The 21,623-nt window shown below is 39.3% G+C and carries 23 protein-coding genes; 18 read left to right on the top strand and 5 right to left on the bottom strand.

The features are described from left to right. Nucleotides 1-3: 3 nt before the first annotated feature. The 5 genes from B3D98_RS17965 (at nt 4) to B3D98_RS17985 (ending at nt 4,278) form a co-directional block, all read left to right on the top strand. Nucleotides 4-1,665, top strand: coding sequence for a DUF6138 family protein (locus B3D98_RS17965; protein WP_288584892.1), 1,662 nt, complete (start codon nt 4-6; stop codon nt 1,663-1,665). 13 nt (nt 1,666-1,678) lie between these two features. After that, the gene (locus B3D98_RS17970; protein ID WP_288584895.1) at nt 1,679-2,374 is read left to right on the top strand and encodes a DUF4274 domain-containing protein; all 696 of its coding nucleotides are present in this window, start codon (nt 1,679-1,681) and stop codon (nt 2,372-2,374) included. Between the two features lie 17 nt (nt 2,375-2,391). Then, entirely contained in the window at nt 2,392-3,192 is an 801-nt protein-coding gene (locus tag B3D98_RS17975) for a hypothetical protein (RefSeq protein ID WP_048392502.1), read from the top strand. Between the two features lie 129 nt (nt 3,193-3,321). Further along, nucleotides 3,322-3,789: a DUF4259 domain-containing protein gene (locus tag B3D98_RS17980; RefSeq protein ID WP_115673290.1), complete on the top strand. Its 468-nt coding sequence runs from the start codon at nt 3,322-3,324 to the stop codon at nt 3,787-3,789. A gap of 21 nt (nt 3,790-3,810) precedes the next feature. Further along, on the top strand, nt 3,811-4,278 hold the full coding sequence (locus B3D98_RS17985; protein ID WP_103118297.1) for a hypothetical protein: 468 nt from the start codon (nt 3,811-3,813) through the stop codon (nt 4,276-4,278). A gap of 61 nt (nt 4,279-4,339) precedes the next feature. Here B3D98_RS17985 and B3D98_RS17990 read toward each other — a convergent pair whose 3' ends face one another. Together B3D98_RS17990 and B3D98_RS17995 are read right to left on the bottom strand one after the other, a co-directional pair. Then, on the bottom strand, nt 4,340-5,374 hold the full coding sequence (locus B3D98_RS17990; RefSeq protein ID WP_048392508.1) for a YdcF family protein: 1,035 nt from the start codon (nt 5,372-5,374) through the stop codon (nt 4,340-4,342). 116 nt (nt 5,375-5,490) lie between these two features. After that, complete coding sequence (locus B3D98_RS17995) at nt 5,491-6,657, bottom strand: immunity 26/phosphotriesterase HocA family protein (RefSeq protein WP_288584903.1); 1,167 nt, start codon at nt 6,655-6,657, stop codon at nt 5,491-5,493. A gap of 183 nt (nt 6,658-6,840) precedes the next feature. Here B3D98_RS17995 and B3D98_RS18000 point away from each other — a divergent pair, with 183 nt between their 5' ends. The 4 genes from B3D98_RS18000 to B3D98_RS18015 all read left to right on the top strand — a co-directional run bounded on the left by B3D98_RS18000 (nt 6,841) and on the right by B3D98_RS18015 (nt 9,408). After that, entirely contained in the window at nt 6,841-7,275 is a 435-nt protein-coding gene (locus B3D98_RS18000) for a GNAT family N-acetyltransferase (protein ID WP_112118467.1), read from the top strand. Nucleotides 7,276-7,287: 12 nt separating this feature from the next. Further along, nucleotides 7,288-7,779 (top strand): nucleoside 2-deoxyribosyltransferase, encoded by a 492-nt coding sequence (locus B3D98_RS18005; protein WP_112118468.1) that lies wholly within the window; start codon nt 7,288-7,290, stop codon nt 7,777-7,779. Then, nucleotides 7,779-8,093 (top strand): YbjQ family protein, encoded by a 315-nt coding sequence (locus B3D98_RS18010; RefSeq protein WP_004225046.1) that lies wholly within the window; start codon nt 7,779-7,781, stop codon nt 8,091-8,093. The genes B3D98_RS18005 and B3D98_RS18010 overlap by 1 nt, the downstream gene beginning before the upstream one ends. Nucleotides 8,094-8,487: 394 nt before the next feature. Further along, the gene (locus B3D98_RS18015) at nt 8,488-9,408 is read left to right on the top strand and encodes a helix-turn-helix transcriptional regulator (protein WP_288584908.1); all 921 of its coding nucleotides are present in this window, start codon (nt 8,488-8,490) and stop codon (nt 9,406-9,408) included. Nucleotides 9,409-9,440: 32 nt separating this feature from the next. Here the strand turns inward: B3D98_RS18015 and B3D98_RS18020 are convergent, their stop codons facing one another. Then, entirely contained in the window at nt 9,441-9,872 is a 432-nt protein-coding gene (locus B3D98_RS18020) for a hypothetical protein (RefSeq protein WP_048392515.1), read from the bottom strand. Between the two features lie 93 nt (nt 9,873-9,965). Between B3D98_RS18020 and B3D98_RS18025 the strand changes: the two genes are divergently transcribed. From B3D98_RS18025 to B3D98_RS18050, 6 genes are all read left to right on the top strand, one after another. Next, entirely contained in the window at nt 9,966-11,654 is a 1,689-nt protein-coding gene (locus tag B3D98_RS18025) for an AAA family ATPase (protein WP_115673285.1), read from the top strand. Between the two features lie 198 nt (nt 11,655-11,852). Beyond that, nucleotides 11,853-12,362 (top strand): TetR/AcrR family transcriptional regulator, encoded by a 510-nt coding sequence (locus B3D98_RS18030; RefSeq protein ID WP_115673284.1) that lies wholly within the window; start codon nt 11,853-11,855, stop codon nt 12,360-12,362. Between the two features lie 90 nt (nt 12,363-12,452). Continuing rightward, the gene (locus B3D98_RS18035) at nt 12,453-12,872 is read left to right on the top strand and encodes a DUF3995 domain-containing protein (protein ID WP_048392518.1); all 420 of its coding nucleotides are present in this window, start codon (nt 12,453-12,455) and stop codon (nt 12,870-12,872) included. Nucleotides 12,873-12,916: 44 nt separating this feature from the next. Then, the gene (locus tag B3D98_RS18040; protein ID WP_016993289.1) at nt 12,917-13,534 is read left to right on the top strand and encodes a histidine phosphatase family protein; all 618 of its coding nucleotides are present in this window, start codon (nt 12,917-12,919) and stop codon (nt 13,532-13,534) included. A gap of 78 nt (nt 13,535-13,612) precedes the next feature. Continuing rightward, nucleotides 13,613-14,449 (top strand): D-alanyl-D-alanine carboxypeptidase family protein, encoded by an 837-nt coding sequence (locus tag B3D98_RS18045; protein ID WP_281216316.1) that lies wholly within the window; start codon nt 13,613-13,615, stop codon nt 14,447-14,449. Nucleotides 14,450-14,977: 528 nt separating this feature from the next. After that, entirely contained in the window at nt 14,978-16,240 is a 1,263-nt protein-coding gene (locus B3D98_RS18050) for a polysaccharide deacetylase family protein (RefSeq protein ID WP_259419593.1), read from the top strand. A 48-nt stretch (nt 16,241-16,288) separates the two neighbouring features. Here B3D98_RS18050 and gltS read toward each other — a convergent pair whose 3' ends face one another. Both gltS and hutG read right to left on the bottom strand, forming a co-directional pair. Then, nucleotides 16,289-17,473: a sodium/glutamate symporter gene (gene gltS, locus B3D98_RS18055; RefSeq protein ID WP_054550384.1), complete on the bottom strand. Its 1,185-nt coding sequence runs from the start codon at nt 17,471-17,473 to the stop codon at nt 16,289-16,291. After that, on the bottom strand, nt 17,470-18,435 hold the full coding sequence (gene hutG, locus B3D98_RS18060) for a formimidoylglutamase (RefSeq protein WP_054550383.1): 966 nt from the start codon (nt 18,433-18,435) through the stop codon (nt 17,470-17,472). Before hutG ends, gltS begins: the two co-directional genes overlap by 4 nt. A gap of 140 nt (nt 18,436-18,575) precedes the next feature. Here hutG and B3D98_RS18065 point away from each other — a divergent pair, with 140 nt between their 5' ends. The 3 genes from B3D98_RS18065 to B3D98_RS18075 all read left to right on the top strand — a co-directional run bounded on the left by B3D98_RS18065 (nt 18,576) and on the right by B3D98_RS18075 (nt 21,622). Next, nucleotides 18,576-19,463: a LysR family transcriptional regulator gene (locus tag B3D98_RS18065; RefSeq protein ID WP_103118286.1), complete on the top strand. Its 888-nt coding sequence runs from the start codon at nt 18,576-18,578 to the stop codon at nt 19,461-19,463. A 150-nt stretch (nt 19,464-19,613) separates the two neighbouring features. After that, nucleotides 19,614-20,849 (top strand): acyl-CoA dehydrogenase family protein, encoded by a 1,236-nt coding sequence (locus B3D98_RS18070; RefSeq protein WP_288584920.1) that lies wholly within the window; start codon nt 19,614-19,616, stop codon nt 20,847-20,849. After that, nucleotides 20,846-21,622, top strand: a complete 777-nt coding sequence (locus tag B3D98_RS18075; RefSeq protein ID WP_048392531.1) for an SDR family oxidoreductase — start codon at nt 20,846-20,848, stop codon at nt 21,620-21,622. Before B3D98_RS18070 ends, B3D98_RS18075 begins: the two co-directional genes overlap by 4 nt. The last annotated feature ends 1 nt before the right edge of the window (nt 21,623 follow it).

Genomic DNA, 21,623 nt, shown 5'->3' on the forward strand with positions numbered 1-21,623 from the left:
ACAGTGAAGCAGTGTGTAGAGCATTTTCTAGCGGCTGTGTGGGAGCAAATCACGGCTGTTTATCAACAAGAGAGTAAACGAATAACAGGGCTGAAAGAGCAAAGTAGGTTACAAGCAGGCATCCTTCAATATTTGAAAGTTGCCTGGAAAAAAGGAAAAAGTCCTAATGGCACAATCTTTATAGATGTTTATGAGCCATTTAGTTGGAGTGATAGCTCCTATAAGGTGGAAGCGGGTTCATACATACAAGAATTTACAGATGTCCAGCATATTGAAGAGCTTTTTAGTGCTTTATGTACTAAAACAGAGGAAGTATTTCAATCTGAGCAATACGGTCCCCGATTTTTTGATTACTGCTTTGAGGTTGTGCTGGAATTTGAACATGATAAAACGGTGCTTCATTATCAAAAGGAGCTGTTGAATAATCGTAAACTAGCGTCAACGAAACAAGTGCTGGCAAGCTTTATAGAAACAAAGGTGATGGCAGAGCTACCAGTAAGACCAAGTGACAATGATGAATTTTTCCTTGCGAAGCATTTGGTCAATCCACATTTTTTCCATCAAACAGCTGAGGAAGTCGAACCACTTATTCATCGGCTTCAAGAAAAGCATCGGGCGAATAAAGAACGTTTAGACAAATGGATTTATTATTATACAATGGCCTTTAAGCAGTGGGCAGAGGAGCATTTTTTAACGCACTATTTTGAACAAGCAGGCGATTATAGGAAAGAGTGGGTATTGAAAACAGAGGACTCGGTACAACAACTAGAGCAGGAAAAACTAGATTTCTTTCTTTATGTCGCGTTGAAGATTGGTCAAAAAGAGCCAGCCACTCGATTAGAATACTTGGAACTTGCGAAGCAGCTTGGCTCGCTGCAGGCAGCTAATTATTTGGAAAAAGGAAGCGGTCGTTTTGAAAGTATAAGAAAGCGGGATGTATTCGAAGGACAGGCAAATGATATTTTACAAACGATTGATATACGAGTGATGGTAGAAGAGGAAAACGCTTATCGTGAAGCCCTTTACTATATCATTCAACTGCTACAAGAAGGTTTTCCAAAGGGCTATAAGCTGACTTTAAAGAGTAAAGCGAAAAATTATCTTCCTATTAAAAAGTTAGCTAAATCAAAGCTTCATCAATTTTTCGCCAATTGCCTACAATATCCAAATCTTTTCCCTTTATTAGCGGACTATGCCCAGCTTGCTATGGAGGAATTTGCTTGGTATCAGGATGTTGAGCCGAGTGAAAAATCAGCTATGCCCAGCACCTATGCGGTTTTTGGATTAGGACTTTATAGCAAGGATTATTTTCCACTTGTTCAACGATATATGTTACTCGTTGATACAGAGCATCAATCCGTGCAAGATGCTTATGCGGAAGCCTTTCTTGAAGCACATGGCTTATCAGTAGAGATGATGCCTGTGTTTGTAGCTATTTTACTTGGTGCAAGTGAATCAGCTAAGCCAATAAAGAACATTGACATCATGGATTTAGATTTGCTCGTGGCACTCGGACAAGAACTTGAAAAGAAAGCAGATTATCAGCGTCCATTTGTTTTATATCGAATATTCGGTAGTTCCAAGAAGCTTGCTCAGCGACTAAAGCAAGAATCAGCACCAATAAGGGATGAACTTGAGAAATTACTGCAATGGATGGATTCCTGAAGGGGGTAGACGAATGGAATGGACGGAAGTGAGTAAATCCAAGGATTTAGAGGTCGTTGGGGAGGCTATTAGTAAATTAGATGTAAATGAGCGAGATGCACGTGGGAGAACACCATTGATGCTTTTTATAACAAATCGAATGCCACATGAAGGAATCAAGCTTCTTTTGGCACAGCATATAGACTTGGAGGCACGAGATAAGCTTGGTGATACAGCACTGAAAAAAGCGGTAAAGTTTAAGCAGAAAAAAGTGATTTCTTTACTACTTGCAAAGGGTGTAAATTTATCTGAGCCAGAGGGGATTACCGCTACAGCTTGGTTTGCGGCAAGGGAGCATGCAAGAATCGCTGATTTATTGGTAGATACACCAGGTGCAATCCGTCTAACTTTGAATGCAGAAGAACAACAGCAAGCTGATGCCATTTTATACGAGGATTCTCTCAATACAATGTGCCAGCGCATAAGCAAGGTATCATCAGCTGTTATTTTACATGCCATTGTCAATAGCTATAACTGGGATGATGGCCCCGAGCCTATGCTCGCAGCATTAGCTAATCCAGTTTGTGCCCCTATTACCATGATAGACATGTTTGAGCTAATGGAAGGAGAATATTGGCTAGCACTAACAGAGGAAGAGATAGCGAGTTCCGATTGGAAGCGACCATGGAAAGAGATGGCACTAGCCTTACAAGAAAAATTAAAGTGCTAGCTAGCGAGGAGAGAATAATGGACCAAAAAGCAAGGAAAATATTAATGCAAACCTATTGGCAATCTGGTGGATGGCGTTCAGGTGGTTATACCTATACAGAAGAAGATTTTCAATATGCTAAAAGTAAGGGCTTGATGTTTGATCGATTAACGATTTCCCATGATGAATGTGTACAAAGATTGCGACAGCTGCATGAGAAATTCTTAACAAAGGAGCTTGTGGTAAAGGCATTTTTGCATAGCTTATCGACGCGCAAAGTACATTTACGCAGTGCCTTATCGAGCTGGGCTCTTACGCATAATTTACCAATGCATACGTATGATGAACAACCTGTGGCATTGGTCTCCTATAGTGGCTGTGGCTACTGTAATGAGCGGAAAATCATGTCCAATGCTACGTATGTCAATGAAGATTTAAATGTGCTTAATTTTGAACGCATCAAGTGGGGAGGGGTTCGCCTCAATTGGCTCATCTATTGTTTACTAGACTTAGAATGCCTAGTGAAAGAACAAGAAGCATTGAATGTAAGTGAGGATGACGTAGCCATCTTAAAACAGATGGTAGCAGCAATAGAATCCTGTAACGACACAGATGCAGCTAGACAGCTTGAAAAGCGCTGGAAAGATGTTTTCAAGTCCAATCAACATGAACGAGATGTGGTCATGGAAATCTGGGGTTATGCGGGACTACTCGTATCAAAGGATGATTATCGCAAGGAGCGTGGACGTGGAACTGATTTTATGTCAATGGCGACTTGGAGAGGACAGGATGGCTATTCACAGGAAAAGATGAAGTTTTACTTTGCCTCCTACCTATAAAGCTGAGGATTATTGATATAGCAAAGGAATTTTAAGAGCGGCTACTATAATGAACAGCTGTCATGGTCATGCGTGCAGATTTTACTTTTACCAGAGCTTTACTAGAATAAATAAGAGAGGTGCAGTGAGATGGGGGCTTGGGGATACAAAGCATTGGAAAGTGATGAAGGTTTAGATGTAGTGGCGTTTTTGCGGGAGTTTATGGAACAGCATAAGGAATCCAATCAGCTAACATTATCGGATATTGTACAGGCTATGAAACAGCAAGGCTTTTTTGGTAAAACATTGGAGGATATAGATTTTTTCTACGATATAAGTGCCCTGGCTTTGGCAGAGCTTTATAGTCAATATCTGGATACAGGAACCATTTATGGTCAAGAAAGTAAGGATGAACAAATACAATGGGTAGTAGATGAAAGCTCTTTGACCTTTATATTGCGGTATTTACAGGACATTAGAGATGAAGTACCTGATCAACATGGTAGTAGAGAGATTGTAGAATTATGGCAAGAGTCCAAGAGTTGGCCAGAATGGCAGTCCAACTTAGCCTATCTTATTCAGACGGTGGAACAAGCAATTAACCGTTTGTCACAATAAAAATAGATGGAGTGATTGGAAATGACCTATGATTTTTGGATGATGGCTTCCATCATGGAGTTGGTTGAATATCCAGATGAGACAAGTGATGACTATATAGCACATCCAACTTTACAGACGATCATGGATGTGCTTGAAATCCAAGTACCGATAGCAGAGATTTACGAACGTTATTTTGGTCAATCCATTCATACAGGACATGTTTTAGTATTTGCGAATAAGCAGCAACCACATGTCTGTGTGGTACTTGATACTTATCGAGATCCGCTCGATCAGCTGGATTTAATTCAATTTGGCTGGAGAGTGAACACAAAAGATGTTCACCTAGTAAGACAGCTGACACGAAAACTATTTGATAATTGTGATGAGGGGATTCGCTATGAGGAAGGTCAATCCATTCTCTATCAGGTATTACAAGAACAACGCTATCCTCGAAAACTTTACTATGAGACATTATATGAACAACAGCTGAAGAAATTTTGGGTATGATAGCATCAAAAAGGATTCGTAACACTTTCTATAAAAAGTGTACGAATCCATTTCCTAGAACCTATACAAAGAAAAAGCTGAATAGAGATAGCGCAATCGAAATGATTACAATAGGTCCAATCATTTTCATATGTCGTTTTCGTGCCATTACAACAATCGCTACATATTCACGAATCATCGCATTTGGCCAATAATAAAAGGCTGTCTTAGAGCCAATGCCCTGACTATCTAAGCCCGCAAGTCTTGCATAAATACCCGCACGAAAAAGATGGAAATTATTCGTGGTGAAAATACTGTTATAGGCCTCACCCTGTTTCCGATCATCCATGAGCTGCTTAGAAAATAACATATTTTGATAGGTATTCACAGAGCGGTTCTCCTGGAGTGTATGCTCAATGGGAATGCCTTTTTCTATTGCATATCGTTGCATCGCTTCAGCTTCGGGTAGATTTTCATCAGGACCTTGTCCACCAGAGAAAATAATGGTAGGTGGAGTAGTCACTGCTGCTTGCTTATGATAGAAGTCAATTGCCTTTTGAATTCTACTAGCTAAAAGTGGAGGCACCTTATCATTAATTAATCCACTGCCTAGTACAATAATAAAATCTTGATTCAATCGAGGGCGATTGAATTGGTAGAGAAAATAAGCAGATAAAAAATTGGATAAATGGATAAAAAAATAAAACGTAATGAGTGAAATTCCACCAAAAATGGGCTGGAGGTGGACTGAAAACAAACTCGCTGGATTGATAATCGGTAATAGGATAAAAAGTAAAATGCCAATCGCCACAAGTAATGTTAAGGAATTGGCTAAACGTCTACCTTCTCGCTTCATTAATACTCTCGCATTTAAAAATAAACCAAACATTAAAGCAACAATACCAAAAGGAATTAAAATGAAAAGAGCAATCAGTGGAATAATGACAATAAGCCTTAAAAAGTAATGGTCAGATGCTAAAGATAGAATGACGCAGAATAGCAGAAATGAACAGACAAATAGATTAAATAATAGTCCGTTGATCATTTTTCTTGGGTCTTTAAAGTAAGAAATAAGAAAAACGATGAAAAGAATCAGTGGAATAATGCCAAAATACATACAAAATGCACCTCTAGTGATGGAAGTTGGTTAATGATATCTCTATATTATAAGTAATTATTGGATGAAATCAACCATCGATGAAAAAGTGGAGGGGGAGCATCTAGAAGCTCCCTCTATTTTTTGTGTGTACGATGATAGGTTTTATTGAGGTAATGAATATATTGGGTGCGGGTCAATCCACCCGTTTGGCGATTAAAGTCATCGTAGGAGATATCTTCTGGAAAACTAAATTCAGCGAGTGCCCGCTGACGATCTTCGCGGAAGTGTGGATGATCTAGCGACTCTGTTACAATTCCTTCCTCTTGCTTCAACCAATCACTGGCAACGCCTGCATAGACACCATGATTGGTAAAACGGCTAGCTGTTTGATAGGAGGTGGAAGGTGCAGGTTTACTAATTGTTCCTGTTCCCCAGGATAGACGATATCGAGGCTCTTTCCCATAGTTTAGTGTCACGCCATAGCCCATTGGAAAGACAATATCGGATTCTGTTAACATTTTATGGCCTATCTTTTCATAGCATCCTCGCATAAAATGGTCATCCATCACAATATGGGTTTGAGGGGCCAATGGAGCAGATATGATTTCCACAAGAGAAGGCAGGCGCTCTGTCGTTGTCAACAAATAGGGCCGTACAAACAATGGCATTGTCATTACATTATGCCAAATACTATCTTCTCCAAAAAGATGATCCTTTTGCATTTGACGTAAATCGCCAATGACAAGCACATAGCCATCTACAAATAAATCGATTTCTACACGAAAAATATCACCTGGCACAGTCTTATAGCGTAGACTTTTCATCTTGGTTAGCTTTTCTAGCTTGTCTGAGTAATCAGCAGGAAGCTGGGAGGGAAATTGCTCTAACCAATTCAAGAGAGCCGACTTAGTCGTTAAATGCTCAAAGCCTGTTAATGGTAGCTGGTAATATGTTTTAGTGTTACGAGCTGTGATATAGCTAGATGGATGGTTTTCATTACCTAGACCAGCAGAAAAAACAACGCCTGCAGCTTTCACAGCGGAGATATTGGTATAATTCAATTTCTTCTCTTTTCCACGCGCGGTTTGAGGGACAATGACTTCACGATTACGTGTTAAAATGTCGACATCCGCTTCTTGGTAGCTATGCTCGTTCACGAAAATTCTTTTTTTAATGAGATCACCTTCAAGGCAAATAAAATAATCCTCTCGAATCGGAATCGTTTCCCAATGTGCTTCTAAAGTATGTAGGCCGAAATAGGGGCGCAATGAATTCGTTAACCAACTAGTAAATGGTGTCAATCGGATTTCCTCCTAGCTATTGTTTTGTATTTTGGTCAAGTATACTGAATTTGGTGGGTGTCGAAAATAGCTTAGATGGAAAATAGTTACTTTTATGCAGTGATAATAATTGCTTTTGGAGCAGATGCCTACCTTTTTCTTCAGGCTATAGAACTGCTATAATGACAGACAGAGGTGATGAATATGCATATTGTGACGATTGAAGGCATACCCTATGCTTGGCTTGAACAATTACAGGAAATCCACGCTCACGTTTTTGATGGAGCTAATTTGCCACTCGAAAAGCTAGAAAAGAAAGAAGGCCTTCTTTGCATATTGGCAGTGGAAGCTGACACATTGATCGGCTTTAAACTAGGCTACCCACATCCAGATGATATATTTTATAGTTGGTTGGGTGGCGTTCATGCAGCACATCGAGGTCAGGGAATTGCAAGTCAATTAATGAAACAACAGCATGAATATATCAAGACTTTAGGCTTTCACAAAGTTCGTACATACGGAAGAAATACATTCAAAGCCATGCTCATTACCAACCTCAAGCATGGTTTCGATATATTATCAACATTTATTGATGAAAAAGGCAGACATAAAATTATATTTGAAAAAACAATTGATTAAGGAGTTTTATACATGAAAGCATATTTAGCAAATGGGTTATTTTCGTTAGGCGATCGTTTTGTAAATGAACAATTAGCAGCAGCTATTCGCGAGGCGGTACCAGGCATCGCATTATACGTACCTCAGGAGAATGAGGCCATCAATGATAAATCTGCCTATGCAGATAGCTTAGCAATTGCCCAAGCAGATTTAGAGATGCTACAGGATAGCGATGTTCTGATAGCTGTATTAGATGGGGTGGAAATTGATTCAGGCGTTGCCGCAGAGATAGGTGCGTTTTCGATGCTGAATCGTCCCATTATTGGGGTGCTAACAGATGTTCGTCAGCAAGGGCGGGACAATATGCAAAAAATAGAGGCACTGATCCGAGATGGGCTAGAGAATCAGTTTGTTTATCGTAATTTATTTGTTGTGGGGTTAATTAAACGCAATGGCGTGATTACATCTTCTATTGAAGAGGCTGTGAAAGCCATACAAAAACTACAGAACGGGGAGGCATCATGATGCTATTAGCTACATCAGACATGGTGGCAGGAAAAGATATCATGGAAACATTAGGGCTAGTGAAAGGGAATTCTGTTCAATCTAGAAATATTGGTCGTGACATGATAGCAGGTCTTCGCAATATTGTAGGTGGAGAAATGAAGGAGTATGCGGAGATGCTTGTGCGCTCTCGTGAAATTGCCACAGAGGCAATGGTAGAGGAAGCCAAACAATTAGGTGCAGATGCAGTTGTAGGCGTTCGTTATGCTACTTCATCTGTCATGGATGGTACATCCGAAGTATTGGTATATGGAACAGCTGTAAAATTCAAATAAAAGAGTACAAGGACTTTCATTCAATGGAAGTCCTTTTCAATGGTTAAAAAGTGACACATTCATCTAAAATGCTGTAAAATTTTAGTTAATTATGTCAAAAATACAGTCTGTTGTGCTGCTTGAATGGTGATTTATTATAGGATGCGTATAGTACAAATTATACCAATAAAGTAGAAGTTTTATCTTGATTCAGTTTATAGATAATGAGATGAATGCACAAATGGAGTAGGTGTCAAAACACCAACTGAATCAAGATAAAAGCCCAAGCGGAGGTCACAGATTTTGAAGAGGAGCTTTTTGAGCAACTCGCAAAAAATCTGGACGCAATCAGTAGAAGGGCTATTTATGGCCAATATACTGCAAGCTGGGCATGATAGAAGAAAGAGTGGGATATATGGTAGATTCACAACAAGGCAAAGGCTATCGCGTACTATCGATGTTTGATCGATTGATGGATGGCCAAGGAATCAACAAGAAGCAAGAAGCATTGACACATCAGGTTGGTGAAAAAACCATACAACGGGATATCGATGAAATTCGTACGTATCTGGAAAAGGCTAAGCTAGATTACCATTTACAATATGTACGTACAGAAAAAGTGTATAAATTAATGCATACAAAAAACAATCGTTTATCTAAAGAACAGGTACTAGTCATCGTTAAAATACTGATTGCCTCAAAAGCTCTCGTAAAATCGGATATCGGTGAGATCGTTAATCAACTTCTCTCACGTGTAGCAGACGATCAACTGTTATTAAATGAAAAAATTGTATATGAAGATATCCATCAAAACAAGTCATTATTGTCCTTGATATGGGGAATATCAACAGCCATACAAAAGAGAAAGGTCATTACAATTGATTATTTACAGGAGGGTGAAGCGATTCCAACTGCAAAAATTTTAAAGCCGCTCGCTATTATCTTTTCAACACATTATTTTTATTTAATAGGAGATAATCAAGAAACCCCAACTGTTTACAGAATGGATCGTATTCAGCATTTTCGTGAAATGACTATCCATTTTGAATTTCCATCTGTACATCCATTACAAGTAGAGGGCACTAATGACCTTACTCATATCCGTCTTCTCTATAAAGGCCGTTCTCCTCAAATAGTCTACAGTCGTTTCCCAACAGCCCACCTAGTTTCACAAAACAATCATGAATATGTTTTTGAGGCAGAAGTGTTAGAATATGGCGTGAAAGAGTGGTTGTTAAGTCAAGGAGCCGATATGGAGGTATTAGAGCCAATTGAACTGAGAGAAGAGATCATTGAGACCTTACAAGCTATGCAGCAAAATTATCGTTACATATAAAAACCCGTGCGTACATGCACGGGTTTTTACGTTTACTGAAACAATTGTTTGATAAATGTCGTATCGATATCCTTAGTGAGCTTATAATCTTTCATGTAATTTTCCTCATATAAATACACGAATAAATGCTGGTCATCATCTAAACGCAAGCCAATTTCTCTGTTGTCATTAATTGAGAGTGTTAGCCAGTATGCTTCATGAGAATCAGAATTCGAAAACCACACCTTTTTTAAAGGTAGGTCCTTGAATGGCTGCATAATTTGATTGATTTCTGCTGCGTCAGTAATCGTTACTGTTTTTTCATCTGAGGAACGAATAATTTCAATCTCATGAATTTCCTCCATTTCGAGACGTTCTGTTACCTCTGTTGTAAAATCAGTGTCTCGTGTTAACAGCATTGTCGAGATATACAGAATAAGTAGTGGTAGTAAAATGCCTAGAAGTAGTTTGTATCTTTTTTTCATGCTTGTCTCCTTAAATTCTAAAAATTCACACATATGTATTCTTTTCCACGCTATAATTGAGCATATACTGAAATGATGAAGGAAGGCAATTAAATGACACATAATCATGAAGAAAAAGAACTATTTTACCCAAGTGGAATCATCATGTATCGAGGTGGCGTCAAGAAGAATGATTTCGGTCACGATATATATGACGGCAAAGGCTCGCTATTTGATCAAGAGGGAGAATTATTATTCGAGGGTGAATTCGTCAATCATATGAAGCAAGGCAATGGCATTATGTATTTGAAAGGACAACTCATTTATCAGGGTGAATTCATACAAAATAAAAAACAGGGTCATGGCATTTTATATAAGGATGGTCATATCCATTATGAAGGTCATTTTCGCAATGATTTAATGGATGGCTATGGTGTTTTATATTATGAAGAAGAAGTAATTCGCCCTTATCAAACACTACGAGCACAGTATCCACATTTAAATCAACCGCAGTATGAGGGTGACTTTGTCCATGGCATGAAAAAGGGAAAAGGCAAGCAATACTATCCAAATGGATTTTTACAATATGAGGGTGATTTTATTTGGCATCATATGCAAGGGGCTGGGAAGCTATATTACCCTACGGAATCACCAACAGCTGAGGAGCTTGCACGTGGTGTAACTAATCTCCACTATGAAGGTCATTTCTTTGAGGACCTAAAGCATGGTAAAGGCAAAGTATATTCTAGGGATGGAATTTTAGAAGCGGAAGGGCAATTTAAAGAGGATATGATGACAGGGCAAGGAACGCTCTATTATGCCAATGGGCAAGCTTCCTATATTGGTGACCTTGTTCAAGGCAAAAAACATGGACGAGGCGATTATTATAATGAAGAAGGCAAAATTATCTATAGTGGTGAATTTATTAACGATGAGCGGTTACGCATTACACCTGAAGTCGAGCAAGAGATTGCCAAGCTACAAAAACAATTAGATAGTCTTGTAGGTCTTCCGAATGCAAAGAAGGAATTACATAATTTAATAAACTTTATTAAAATTCAAAGTCTGCGTGTGGATCATGGTTTAACAAGCTTTCCTATTACGTATCATCTTGTCTTCTCGGGCAATCCAGGCACAGGTAAAACAACAGTGGCACGCATTATTGGCCAAATCTACAAGCATCTTGGCGTCCTTTCAAGTGGGCATTTTGTGGAAACAGATCGTGCAGGTTTAGTCGCTGGCTATGTTGGACAAACAGCGTTAAAGGTTCAGGAAGTCGTTAACAAAGCAAAGGGCGGGGTACTTTTTATTGATGAAGCCTATTCATTAATAAATGATAAACAGGATGCATTTGGGAAGGAAGCTATTGATAGTTTATTAAAGGCAATGGAGGATCTACGTGATGACTTGGTAATTATTGTTGCGGGCTATACAGAGCTAATAGAAGATTTTTTACAATCTAATCCAGGCTTTAAATCTCGCTTTAATCATTTTGTACAATTTGATAATTTTAGCACGGATGAACTCTATGATATTTTTGCGATGCTTTGTCAAACGAACGATTATCAATTTGGCGAAGCATTTGCCCAACATATGAAAACACAGCTACGTCATATGCCAATTGAAACCATCCCTAATTTCTCGAATGGTCGTTATATTCGAAACTTGTTTGAGAAACTAGTGACGATCCAATCAAACCGATTGATTCAACAGGCAACAATCTCGAGAGAAGAACTCATGACATTTGAGGAGCAGGATATTTTACAGGGCATTGCAGAAAAGTTGTTTGACAATACTTTTTAAGACAAGGAGTAAATTCATGAAAAAGCTATTAGTGTTTATTTTAGTGTGTGCATGTATTTTACCACGACTAGTAACAGTTCATGTTACAGTGAATAATCATATTAATGTACGCCATAAAAACGATAAAAGTTGATGAGTGATGTATAAAGTGGTAATATAAGACAAAACATACGCTAACGTATTTTTTGGAGGGCAATTATGCAAGTAACGAAAGAGGATTGGATTAGAGCGGGTCTAGAGCAATTAGCAGAAGCGGGGATTCATAAAGTACGTATTGAAGCACTTGCTCGATCATTAAACATTAGTAAAGGTAGCTTTTATCATTATTTTCCTGATCGTCAACAACTATTAGATGCCATGCTAGACTATTGGGAAAACCACGCAACAAAGGCCATTATTCAAAATATGGAGCAAGTTGATGCTAATCTAGAGCAGCTTTTACGGATAAGTTTTCACAAAAATAAAAAGATGGAGATAGGCATTTATGCTTGGGCCAAATATGATTCAGATGTCGCAAAGCGTATCGTTCAAATAGAGGAGCAGCGAATAGCCTGTGTGGCGACACTCTATCAAAAAAGTGGTATCAGCATAGACGAATCCACTGATCGTGCAAGATTAGCTTATTTAACCTATATAGGCTGGATGACACGATTTGAAGCCAATCCTCATTTCGATCTCGAAAAAATGATTAAGCTGTTAATACAGTAAGAAGGTCTCTCGGAGCTAACATGGGCTTTGAGGGACTATATTTAACGCCAGAACATACGGTAGCGTATGTAAATGAAGAGGAGGTAGAACATGTTTATTTTATCAATTGTCGCAGTGGGACTATTAGGGCTCATTAGTATCCTACATATTTATTGGGCCTTTGGTGGTCGATGGGGTACAGAAGCTGTTATTCCTATGAAAGAAGGCAGCCAACAAGCTGTTTTTACGCCGAGAAAATGTGGAACGCTCTTTGTTGCAATGCTGTTGATGCTAGCAAGTGGTATCATCCTTGTTCAAGGAGGCTTCATGCCATTTTTTCAAGCCTCTATTTTTTCAAAAGTAGGAAGTATCGTTTGTGCGCTAGTATTTTTGCTACGAGCAATTGGTGATTTTAAGTATGTTGGTATTTTTAAAACGATTAAGCATTCCACATTTGCTCAAAATGATTCAAAATGGTATAGTCCTTTATGCTTGTTTCTTAGCTTTGTTTATGTGCTGGTGTTAGTTTAACAGCAATTTTACTTTAATAAGGGGAGCAGAATGGGGGATATAAAATGGAGCAAATGATCTACTTACTTCGCCATGGTGAGACAAATTATAATACACAAGGGAGATATCAAGGACAGCTTGATTCACCACTCACTGAGCGTGGTCGGGAGCAGGTTCAGCAAAATGCACGCATGCTGAAATCACTCATTGGCGATGCAGATGAATGGACCATCCTATCAAGTCCAATGGGAAGAGCCATGCAAAGCACAGCCATACTTTGTGAAACACTGGGCTATGACAGCAACAAGGTGAGGCAGGATCCACGTTTAACAGAGGTTGCTGTGGGACAATGGGCTGGATTAACCATGGCGGAAATACAGCAACAATGGCCTGCCTTGTTAACGAACACAGATGCCTTCAATTGGTATTTTCGTGCACCAGATGGGGAAACCTATGAAGCTGTTGTAAGCAGATTAACTGCTTTGCTTGAAACGATTCAACCACTTTCAAAAGTGATTATTGTCTCGCATGGCTTAACTGGTCGTATTTTACGCGGCGTCTATGCAAGTCTAAGCAAAGAAGAGACGCTCAAGTTAGAGGTTTCTCAAGATGTAATGTTCAAATTAAAAAATAAAGAGATTACAAGAATTAGTTCAAATTTCGATGATGATTTTTACCTGTGAAAATATTTGAGCGCATCCCATTTTTCTCAAGGAATATTCAGAAATGCCGCCTCTTATAATGTGTAGGAGGCGTTTTTTATGAAAAAGTGGATGTTAGTAGGCTGTATTTGTATCATGGTTTTCTTATTTTATTATACAAGCAAAACATATGAATTAACGCATCTAGAACTGCCATCATTACATAGTCAAAATGCTTTGTTACTCAATGAACAGGGCGATGTATTATACGAAAAAAATGCGGATGCTATTATTTATCCTGCATCTTTAACAAAGATCATGACAGCCATCGTTGCCATAGAGATGACAGATAATTTACAAACACAAACCATTGTAGAGCCCCAAACGATTGCGAACTATACGGCACAAAATGCTTCGATGGCAGGCTTTCAAGCAGGAGATTTTGTCACGATGGAGGATTTATTGTATGGTACACTCCTTGCCTCAGGTGCCGATGCAACAGGAACACTTGCAGATGCTGTCGCTGGCAGTGAGGACAAATTTGTCACGTTGATGAATAACAAGGCGCAAGAATTAGGCATGCATGACACACATTTTGTTAATACCAGTGGCCTACATGATGAGGCACATGTATCCACCGTGCGGGATATCAGCAAGCTTCTGCGATATGCATTAGAAAATCCTACCTTTTATCAAATATTTACCTCAAAAAACTACACAACCTATGTTCCCAATCAATTAATCATCACAAACTCATTATTTACAAAATTACCGGGTCTAGACAGTCCGATAATAGGTGGAAAAACAGGCTATACCCCAGAAGCAGGACTGTGTCTGGCGACCATAATCGAGAAAGAAGGGAAATCTTTTTTATTCATTACAACCAATGCTCCTAGCTATATATGGAACCCACCCCCACATATTGAAGATGCCCTAACGGCCTTCGAAGCTTTATAGCAGGAAAAATAATGAAAAAACCTCAACTTTTTCATGGTTCCTAACGTCTTAATAGAAAGGGGGATTATATAGCTGAGGTTCGGTGGTGGATAACCAGCTTTTTATAGGAACCATCAAATACGGGGAGAGCTGCTGCTAAAAGTGAGGGAGCAGTTCAAAAAGAGAGGGGAGCCATCTCCAAAAGGTGGCGAACCTGCTCAAAGAGGTGAGAGCCCTCTCCCAGTAAGGAGAAGGTCACTCACCTAAGTCCGTAGGCCATTTAGCAGCATGAGAAAAAGGAGCTAACAAAAAATCTACAAAATAAGCCACCATCATTTAATTATCATAACCTATGCATAGTTTCTCAGTAAAAAGGGAAGGAGGAATGTATAAGTATTTACTAAAATATGAATTTTAGCAGCATCGTAAAAGGGAATCTAGTTGATTATTACTATTTTATGGCAGGGTTGTTTACTCTATAATAAAAGTTAAATCTTAGCAATTTTTTAGCAAACAGACATGAAAGACATCTAAGGGCGGTGTAGAACAATGAAAAAATTTTTACCCTTTGCCATCGTTTTGACGTTTATGATGTGCATCTTGGCAGGGCAACTTTCAGTAAATGCTGAAGGGTCAGTGGTGATTCACAAGGTAGTCAAAGATACGGTTATTTTTGAAGAAGCTTCTACGAATAGTGCGGAGATCGGGGAACTTTCGAAAGGTAGCTTTGTTTCAGTAACAAAAGTAAGTAAAGGTTGGACACATATTCAAACGCCAGAGCAGGAGGGCTATGTCACATCTGATGCTTTAGTCAAGTTGAAGTCTGAGGGATACCTAGTGATTCAAAAGGGCGGTACAACATTATTTACAGCCCCAAGTCAACATGCCCAGCATGTAGGACAGCTCTATGAAGGACGAATAATTTATGTATATGGCACAGCACCTGGTGGTTGGTCTTTCGTTCAATATGGCGAGGAGATAGGATATGTAGCGACAAACGCATTAAAAAAACCAGCTCCAACGAAGAAAAAAATTAATGCTGTTGCTGGTGCTGAATTACGTTTAACAGCTAGTCCAGACGGAGAAGTTCTTGGTACACTTCCCAATAAAACAAATGTCCAGTATTACATAACACTTGCTGGTTGGGCTTATGTAGAAGCAGGCGACCAAAAAGGGTATGTCAAAGCTTCTGAGCTAGCCGATATTCAGTTAATAGATAATAAAGTTTATAATAAAGGTGTGCCAGTAGCGAAAGGCGCAAAAAAACGGGTAGCCTTAACATTTGATGATGGGCCAGATGCTAAGGTGACACCACAAATTTTGGCAACGTTAAAGAAATACGATGCCAAGGCTACATTCTTTATGGTAGGTAAAAATGTGTCAAGAAATGCTGCAATCGTTAAACAAGTCTATGAAGCAGGGCATGAAATCGGAAACCATACCTTGAGCCATAAAAAATTAACGACCTTATCAATAGCAGGCGTTAAACAAGAAGTCAATGGCACAAGTAATGCTATTTATGCAGCCATCGGGCAGTATCCAACTGTTTTCCGCCCACCCTATGGGGCGACCAATGACCAAGTACGTTCTGTCATGACAATCCCCTCGATTTTGTGGTCGATTGATACACTGGATTGGAAACATCACAATCCAGATAAAATTTTAGCGTATGTCAAAGCCTCTGTAAAAGATGGGAGTATTATTCTAATGCACGATATCCATCAAACGACAGCCAATGGTTTAGAAAATGTTATTCTTTATTTACAAAAACAAGGCTATGAATTTGTTACAGTAAGTGAGATATTACAATAATAGAAAAGCTTTGCAATCGTCTACTCAGAACGAATGCAAAGCTCTTTTTTATTTAAATAAATTGATAGTCGTAATAATAATAGGAATCCCAAATACGTCAATTAAAAATGCGCCGACAATCGGTACGACAAGAAAGGCTTTTTTAGAAGGACCGAAGCGTTGCACAACGGCTGACATATTGGCCATGGCATTTGGTGTTGCACCTAGACCATGTCCTGCAAAACCTGCTACCATAACAGCAGCATCGTAGTTTTTGCCAAGTAATTTAAATAACACAAAAATACTAAATACAACAATAAAGAATACTTGCGCAAAAACAATGATGAATAATGGTAGTGCCAAATCAGCAATTTCCCATAATTTAATACTCATGAGAGCCATGGAAAGGAATACACCTAATGTGACATCTCCAATTAATGAGATGCTTTTCATATTAATGGCTTCAGGTTTGAATTTATCCATAATATTGCGCACTAATACAGCCACAAACATTGCTCCTACATAGCCAGGTAGAACGAAACCTGTTGCTTCTGAGAATAGTGTGCCGACGTACGTACCAACAGCCATACAGAAAGTAATTAATAAGACTTGTGTAAAGAACGAATCCGATGTAATTTGCTCATGTTTATTTTCATATTGGACTTCTTCCGATTCTTGTTCATCTGGTGTTAAATTATATTTACCTACTAAATATTTGACAATTGGACCACCAATTAAGCCACCAGCAACTAGACCACATGTTGCGGCAGCAGCACCAATTGTCATAGCTGAAGAAATCCCTAAATCTTCTAAGGTTTGGCCAAATGCAGCTGCAGCGCCATGACCACCCTCCATAGAAACGGCACCCGCCATCATACCGATTAAAGGATGGATCCCCATAAGTGAGGCCAGAGATACCCCAATGACATTTTGCATTAACGCTAGGAAGCCACATGCTAGCCAGTAGATAATCAGTAATTTACCACCGAGCTTTACAAGTTTAAAGCTTGCACCTAAGCCAATTGTCGTAAAGAAAGTAATCATAAATAAGCTTTGTAAAGAAGTATCAAGTGATATTTCTAAAATACCCGTTGTTTTTAAGATAGTGGTAAGAGCAGCGAACAATAAACCACCAACCACTGGTGCTGGGATACAGAAACGCTTTAAAAAGCCTATTTTATTGATAAGAAAGCTTCCTAATGCAAAGAGTGCAACAGCTAGGAATACCGTTGTAATTTGATTAATTTCGATCATGAACCTTGCCCCCTAAGTAAGTTGTTCAGTGCCTCATATACAAAATAGGCACCTAATTTCACTGTACGTCCGTTTTCATCTAATAACGGATTGACCTCACAAATATCAAATGAATGGGTGTGAGGGTGTGAAGTGACTTGTTGCAAAATGGAGCGCACAGTCGATGGGTCAAGCCCAAACGGTGATGGAGCACTTACACCTGGAGCAAATGCTGCATTCAATACATCCATACATAATGTTAAAAGAATATAATCATGCTTATCCATAAAATGTTGTAATGCATCCGTTAATTGTTGTTGGTAGGCTACCGTCATTTGATCCTCATAAACATACTTCACGTTTAATTCATCAGCTTTTTCGAAAAGTTCTCTTGTATTGCCGTAGCGTTGAATACCAACAACAAAATAGTCAGCGTGTGGATCCTGCTCTAAAATTTGACGGAACATCGTACCTGACGAAGGTTGTTCATCATATGGTCGTAAATCAAAGTGAGCATCTATATTGATGATGCCGATTTTAGCTTCCTTTGGTAGAGCAGAACGAACGCCTAAATAATGGCCATACAGCGTTTCATGCCCGCCACCTAGCACCACACATGATATGTTTTTTTGTAGTACTGTTGCTACGACTTCACCAAGCTCACGTTGCGCCTCCTCTAAAGCATGGTTTAGACAAACGATATTGCCAACATCAATAATTTGCTGATCGTCCTCAAATGTCCACGGTAAACTGGCTAAGCCTTCTCGTAGGGCGTTTGGACCATTTGCTGCCCCTACACGGCCTTGATTTCGACGTACCCCTTCATCGCAGATAAAGCCAACGAGAGCAGCACTTTTCTTATCTGAAGCGCTTACATCATTAATCGCAACTCTTTTTACTTGTTGATGTAAACGAAAGCTGCTTGTATTTGTCGTTGAATCTATTCGGCCTTTCCATTGTTTTTGATCGGTCATTGTGTACATAAACTTATCAACCCCATTGTGAATATTATTGTAGAAAAAGTATTGTTGTAATTCATTATATATTCACATAATTATAATTACTAATATATAATTAATATTAATCTATAGCTTTTAACTATAAATCTGGGAGGTATCTATAGGTGGACATTAAACAATTACACTATTTTATCGCTGTTTCAGAACAGATGAATTTCTCAAAAGCCGCAGAAAGACTGCATATTTCGCAGCCTTCCTTAAGTAATGCGATCAAAAAATTAGAACAAGAGATTGGCTCCCCTTTATTAGAGAGAAATACTAGAAATCTGCAATTAACAGAAGCTGGAGAGTTACTTTTTGAACGAGCAAAAGTTATTGTAAAAAATATGGAAGTGCTAAAAATCGAAATGGATGAAGTGATTGTTCATGGCACGAGAGACATCACCATTGGTGTCATGGAATCTATTAAGCATTGGCTGCCAAAGGTAATCGCCAACTATAAAAAAGACTATCCTCACATGAAAATTCACTTAGTCGATATTTTAGGTAGTAAGCGGGTGAAAAAATCCTTGAAAAGCTATAAAACTCATTTAATCATCACCAATCAGCTAATGGATGATCCAGAGTTGGAAGTTCAAACTTTATATGAAGAACGGTTGGTCGCAGTATTACCTTTACATCATCCGTTAGCCCAAAAGGATATTTTAACCATCTCAGATATTTGTGAAGAACCATTTATTATTAGTACCGAGGGCTTTCAAACAAGACGAGATATCTTAACGTCATTTGAACAGGCTGGTAAAAACATCAATATTCAATTTGAAATTGAGCGTTTTGAAACCGCTGTATCGCTTGTACGAGAACATTTAGGAGTGACCATATTACCTGAAAATTACTTGCAAGGACCGACTGCCAAAACGATTGTAAAAAAAGAAATAGAGGGTCTGAATTTAAGTCGCAATGTCTATCTAGTGTACTTAAAAAACCGTCATTTACCATTAGCCATCCGACAATTACTGAAGGATATAGTACAGTTTTTTGAAAATAAATGATGTAAGTCCATAGTAATGAATTTTCTCTTTTATTAGAAAATTCAAAAATAGAACATTGCTTTACTAGAAAAATAGCGGTAACATTTATTGTAAGAATGAAAATGAACATTCATTCATTTTGCGAAGTTCAAGCAAAGGGGGTATCTTCTAATGAATTTTTCCTATAGTGAAAAAGTTGAGAAGTTACAGGACAAGCTGAAGAATTTTATGGCGCAATACATTTATCCAAATGAGGCCGTTTATGCTGCACAGGTTGAGGCAATGGAGGATCGTTGGGGAGCGATTCCACCGATTATGGAGGAGCTGAAGCAGAAGGCACAACAGGCAGGTTTGTGGAATTTATTTTTACCAGATAGTGAATATGGGGCAGGTTTAACCAACTTAGAATACGCACCTTTATGTGAAATCATGGGCCGCTCACTTCTTGCCCCCGAAGTGTTTAACTGTAATGCACCTGACACAGGCAATATGGAAGTACTTGTACGCTATGGATCGGCACTGCAAAAAAAACAGTGGCTAGAACCATTATTACGAGGTGAAATACGGTCCTGCTTTGCGATGACGGAGCCAGCCGTTGCATCCAGTGATGCTACAAATATTGAGGCAAGCATTGAACGCGATGGAGATGAATACATTTTAAATGGCCATAAATGGTGGACAACTGGTGCTGGGGATCCTCGCTGTAGGGTGGCTATTTTTATGGGCAAGCATAAAGATACAACGGCTCCTATCCATGAGCAGCAGTCTATGATTCTTGTACCGATGGATACACCAGGAGTAAAAGTGGAGCGTATGCTAACGGCTTTTGGCTACGACCATGCGCCAGAAGGACATGGTGAGGTTACATTTACCAATGTGCGTGTACCGGTGGAAAATATTTTATGGGGTGAAGGTAAAGGCTTTGCCATTGCGCAAGGCAGACTAGGACCAGGTAGAATTCATCATTGTATGCGTCTTATTGGTGCCGCAGAGCGTGCATTAGAGGAAATGTGTGTGCGTGTACAAGCGCGACAGGCATTTCATCGATCACTAGCAGATCAAGGGGTAATGCGGGAGCGCATTGCAGAATCTCGGATGGATATTGAGCAAGCAAGACTTTTAACATTGAAGGCTGCTTATATGATGGACACAGTAGGCAACAAAGAGGCAAAAGCTGAAATTGCTATGATTAAGGTAGTTGCTCCAAATATGGCACTCAGAGTCATTGATCGAGCTATCCAAGCATTTGGTGCTGCTGGGGTAGGTCCCGATACTACGCTTGCTGCACAATGGGCGAATTCTCGTACATTACGTTTAGCGGATGGACCAGATGAGGTGCATCGTAATACCATTGCTAAACTAGAATTGAAAAAGCATGCCAACAAACAAGAGGAGCTGGTGAAATGACGGTCCTAGAGTTATTTAGCTTAAAAGGTAAAACAGCGATTGTGACAGGTGGAGGACGTGGACTCGGTGCGCAAATTGCTCAAGGATTTGCAGAGGCTGGAGCCAATGTGGTCTTATGCTCACGAAAGGTGGAGGCATGTGAGGAGGTTGCCGCAGGACTCGAAAAGCTTGGTGTTCAAGCATTAGCTCTAGCCTGTGATGTCACAAAGCCTGAGGATATTGCCAATGTGGTAGCCCAAACGATTACAACATTTGGTAGAATTGATATTTTAGTCAATAACAGTGGCGCATCATGGGGAACACCTGCCATTGATATGCCCTACGAAGCCTGGCAAAAAGTATTTGATGTCAATGTCAACGGGACATTTTTATTCAGCCAAGCCGTTGGCAAAATTATGCTAGAGCAGAAAAGCGGCAAAATCATTAATATTGCTTCTATTGCTGGACTAGGTGGAACGCTACCAGCCTTTATGGATACGATTGCCTATAACGCGAGTAAAGGGGCTGTCATTACTTTAACGAAGGATTTAGCCGTCAAATGGGGGCCACATGGAGTCAATGTCAACGCTATTGCACCAGGTTTTTTCCCTACGAAAATGTCCAATGTCTTAATCGAACGTGGACAAGACTATTTGATGGGTGTTACACCGTTGAAACGCTTAGGCTCCGAAAATGATTTGAAGGGCGTAGCTTTATTTTTAGCAGCACCAGCTTCGGACTATGTAACTGGGGATGTCATTGTAGTAGATGGGGGCATGAGCTCCATTATTTAAG

The organism is Lysinibacillus sp. UBA5994 (assembly GCF_002429725.1).
In the GTDB taxonomy this organism is placed as follows: domain Bacteria; phylum Bacillota; class Bacilli; order Bacillales_A; family Planococcaceae; genus Lysinibacillus; species Lysinibacillus capsici.

Excerpts from the sequence above, each read along its gene's own strand:
- B3D98_RS17980 (WP_115673290.1), top strand. The coding sequence starts at position 3,322 with ATGGGGGCTTGGGGATACAAAGCATTGGAAAGTGATGAAGGTTTAGAT.
- B3D98_RS18045 (WP_281216316.1), top strand. The coding sequence starts at position 13,613 with ATGAAAAAGTGGATGTTAGTAGGCTGTATTTGTATCATGGTTTTCTTA.
- B3D98_RS18010 (WP_004225046.1), top strand. The coding sequence starts at position 7,779 with ATGCTATTAGCTACATCAGACATGGTGGCAGGAAAAGATATCATGGAA.
- B3D98_RS18020 (WP_048392515.1), bottom strand. The coding sequence starts at position 9,872 with ATGAAAAAAAGATACAAACTACTTCTAGGCATTTTACTACCACTACTT.
- B3D98_RS17985 (WP_103118297.1), top strand. The coding sequence starts at position 3,811 with ATGACCTATGATTTTTGGATGATGGCTTCCATCATGGAGTTGGTTGAA.
- B3D98_RS18075 (WP_048392531.1), top strand. The coding sequence starts at position 20,846 with ATGACGGTCCTAGAGTTATTTAGCTTAAAAGGTAAAACAGCGATTGTG.
- B3D98_RS17990 (WP_048392508.1), bottom strand. The coding sequence starts at position 5,374 with ATGTATTTTGGCATTATTCCACTGATTCTTTTCATCGTTTTTCTTATT.
- B3D98_RS18040 (WP_016993289.1), top strand. The coding sequence starts at position 12,917 with ATGGAGCAAATGATCTACTTACTTCGCCATGGTGAGACAAATTATAAT.
- gltS (WP_054550384.1), bottom strand. The coding sequence starts at position 17,473 with ATGATCGAAATTAATCAAATTACAACGGTATTCCTAGCTGTTGCACTC.
- B3D98_RS18000 (WP_112118467.1), top strand. The coding sequence starts at position 6,841 with ATGCATATTGTGACGATTGAAGGCATACCCTATGCTTGGCTTGAACAA.
- B3D98_RS18005 (WP_112118468.1), top strand. The coding sequence starts at position 7,288 with ATGAAAGCATATTTAGCAAATGGGTTATTTTCGTTAGGCGATCGTTTT.
- B3D98_RS18050 (WP_259419593.1), top strand. The coding sequence starts at position 14,978 with ATGAAAAAATTTTTACCCTTTGCCATCGTTTTGACGTTTATGATGTGC.
- B3D98_RS18070 (WP_288584920.1), top strand. The coding sequence starts at position 19,614 with ATGAATTTTTCCTATAGTGAAAAAGTTGAGAAGTTACAGGACAAGCTG.
- B3D98_RS18035 (WP_048392518.1), top strand. The coding sequence starts at position 12,453 with ATGTTTATTTTATCAATTGTCGCAGTGGGACTATTAGGGCTCATTAGT.
- B3D98_RS17970 (WP_288584895.1), top strand. The coding sequence starts at position 1,679 with ATGGAATGGACGGAAGTGAGTAAATCCAAGGATTTAGAGGTCGTTGGG.
- hutG (WP_054550383.1), bottom strand. The coding sequence starts at position 18,435 with ATGTACACAATGACCGATCAAAAACAATGGAAAGGCCGAATAGATTCA.
- B3D98_RS18030 (WP_115673284.1), top strand. The coding sequence starts at position 11,853 with ATGCAAGTAACGAAAGAGGATTGGATTAGAGCGGGTCTAGAGCAATTA.
- B3D98_RS18015 (WP_288584908.1), top strand. The coding sequence starts at position 8,488 with ATGGTAGATTCACAACAAGGCAAAGGCTATCGCGTACTATCGATGTTT.
- B3D98_RS18025 (WP_115673285.1), top strand. The coding sequence starts at position 9,966 with ATGACACATAATCATGAAGAAAAAGAACTATTTTACCCAAGTGGAATC.
- B3D98_RS17975 (WP_048392502.1), top strand. The coding sequence starts at position 2,392 with ATGGACCAAAAAGCAAGGAAAATATTAATGCAAACCTATTGGCAATCT.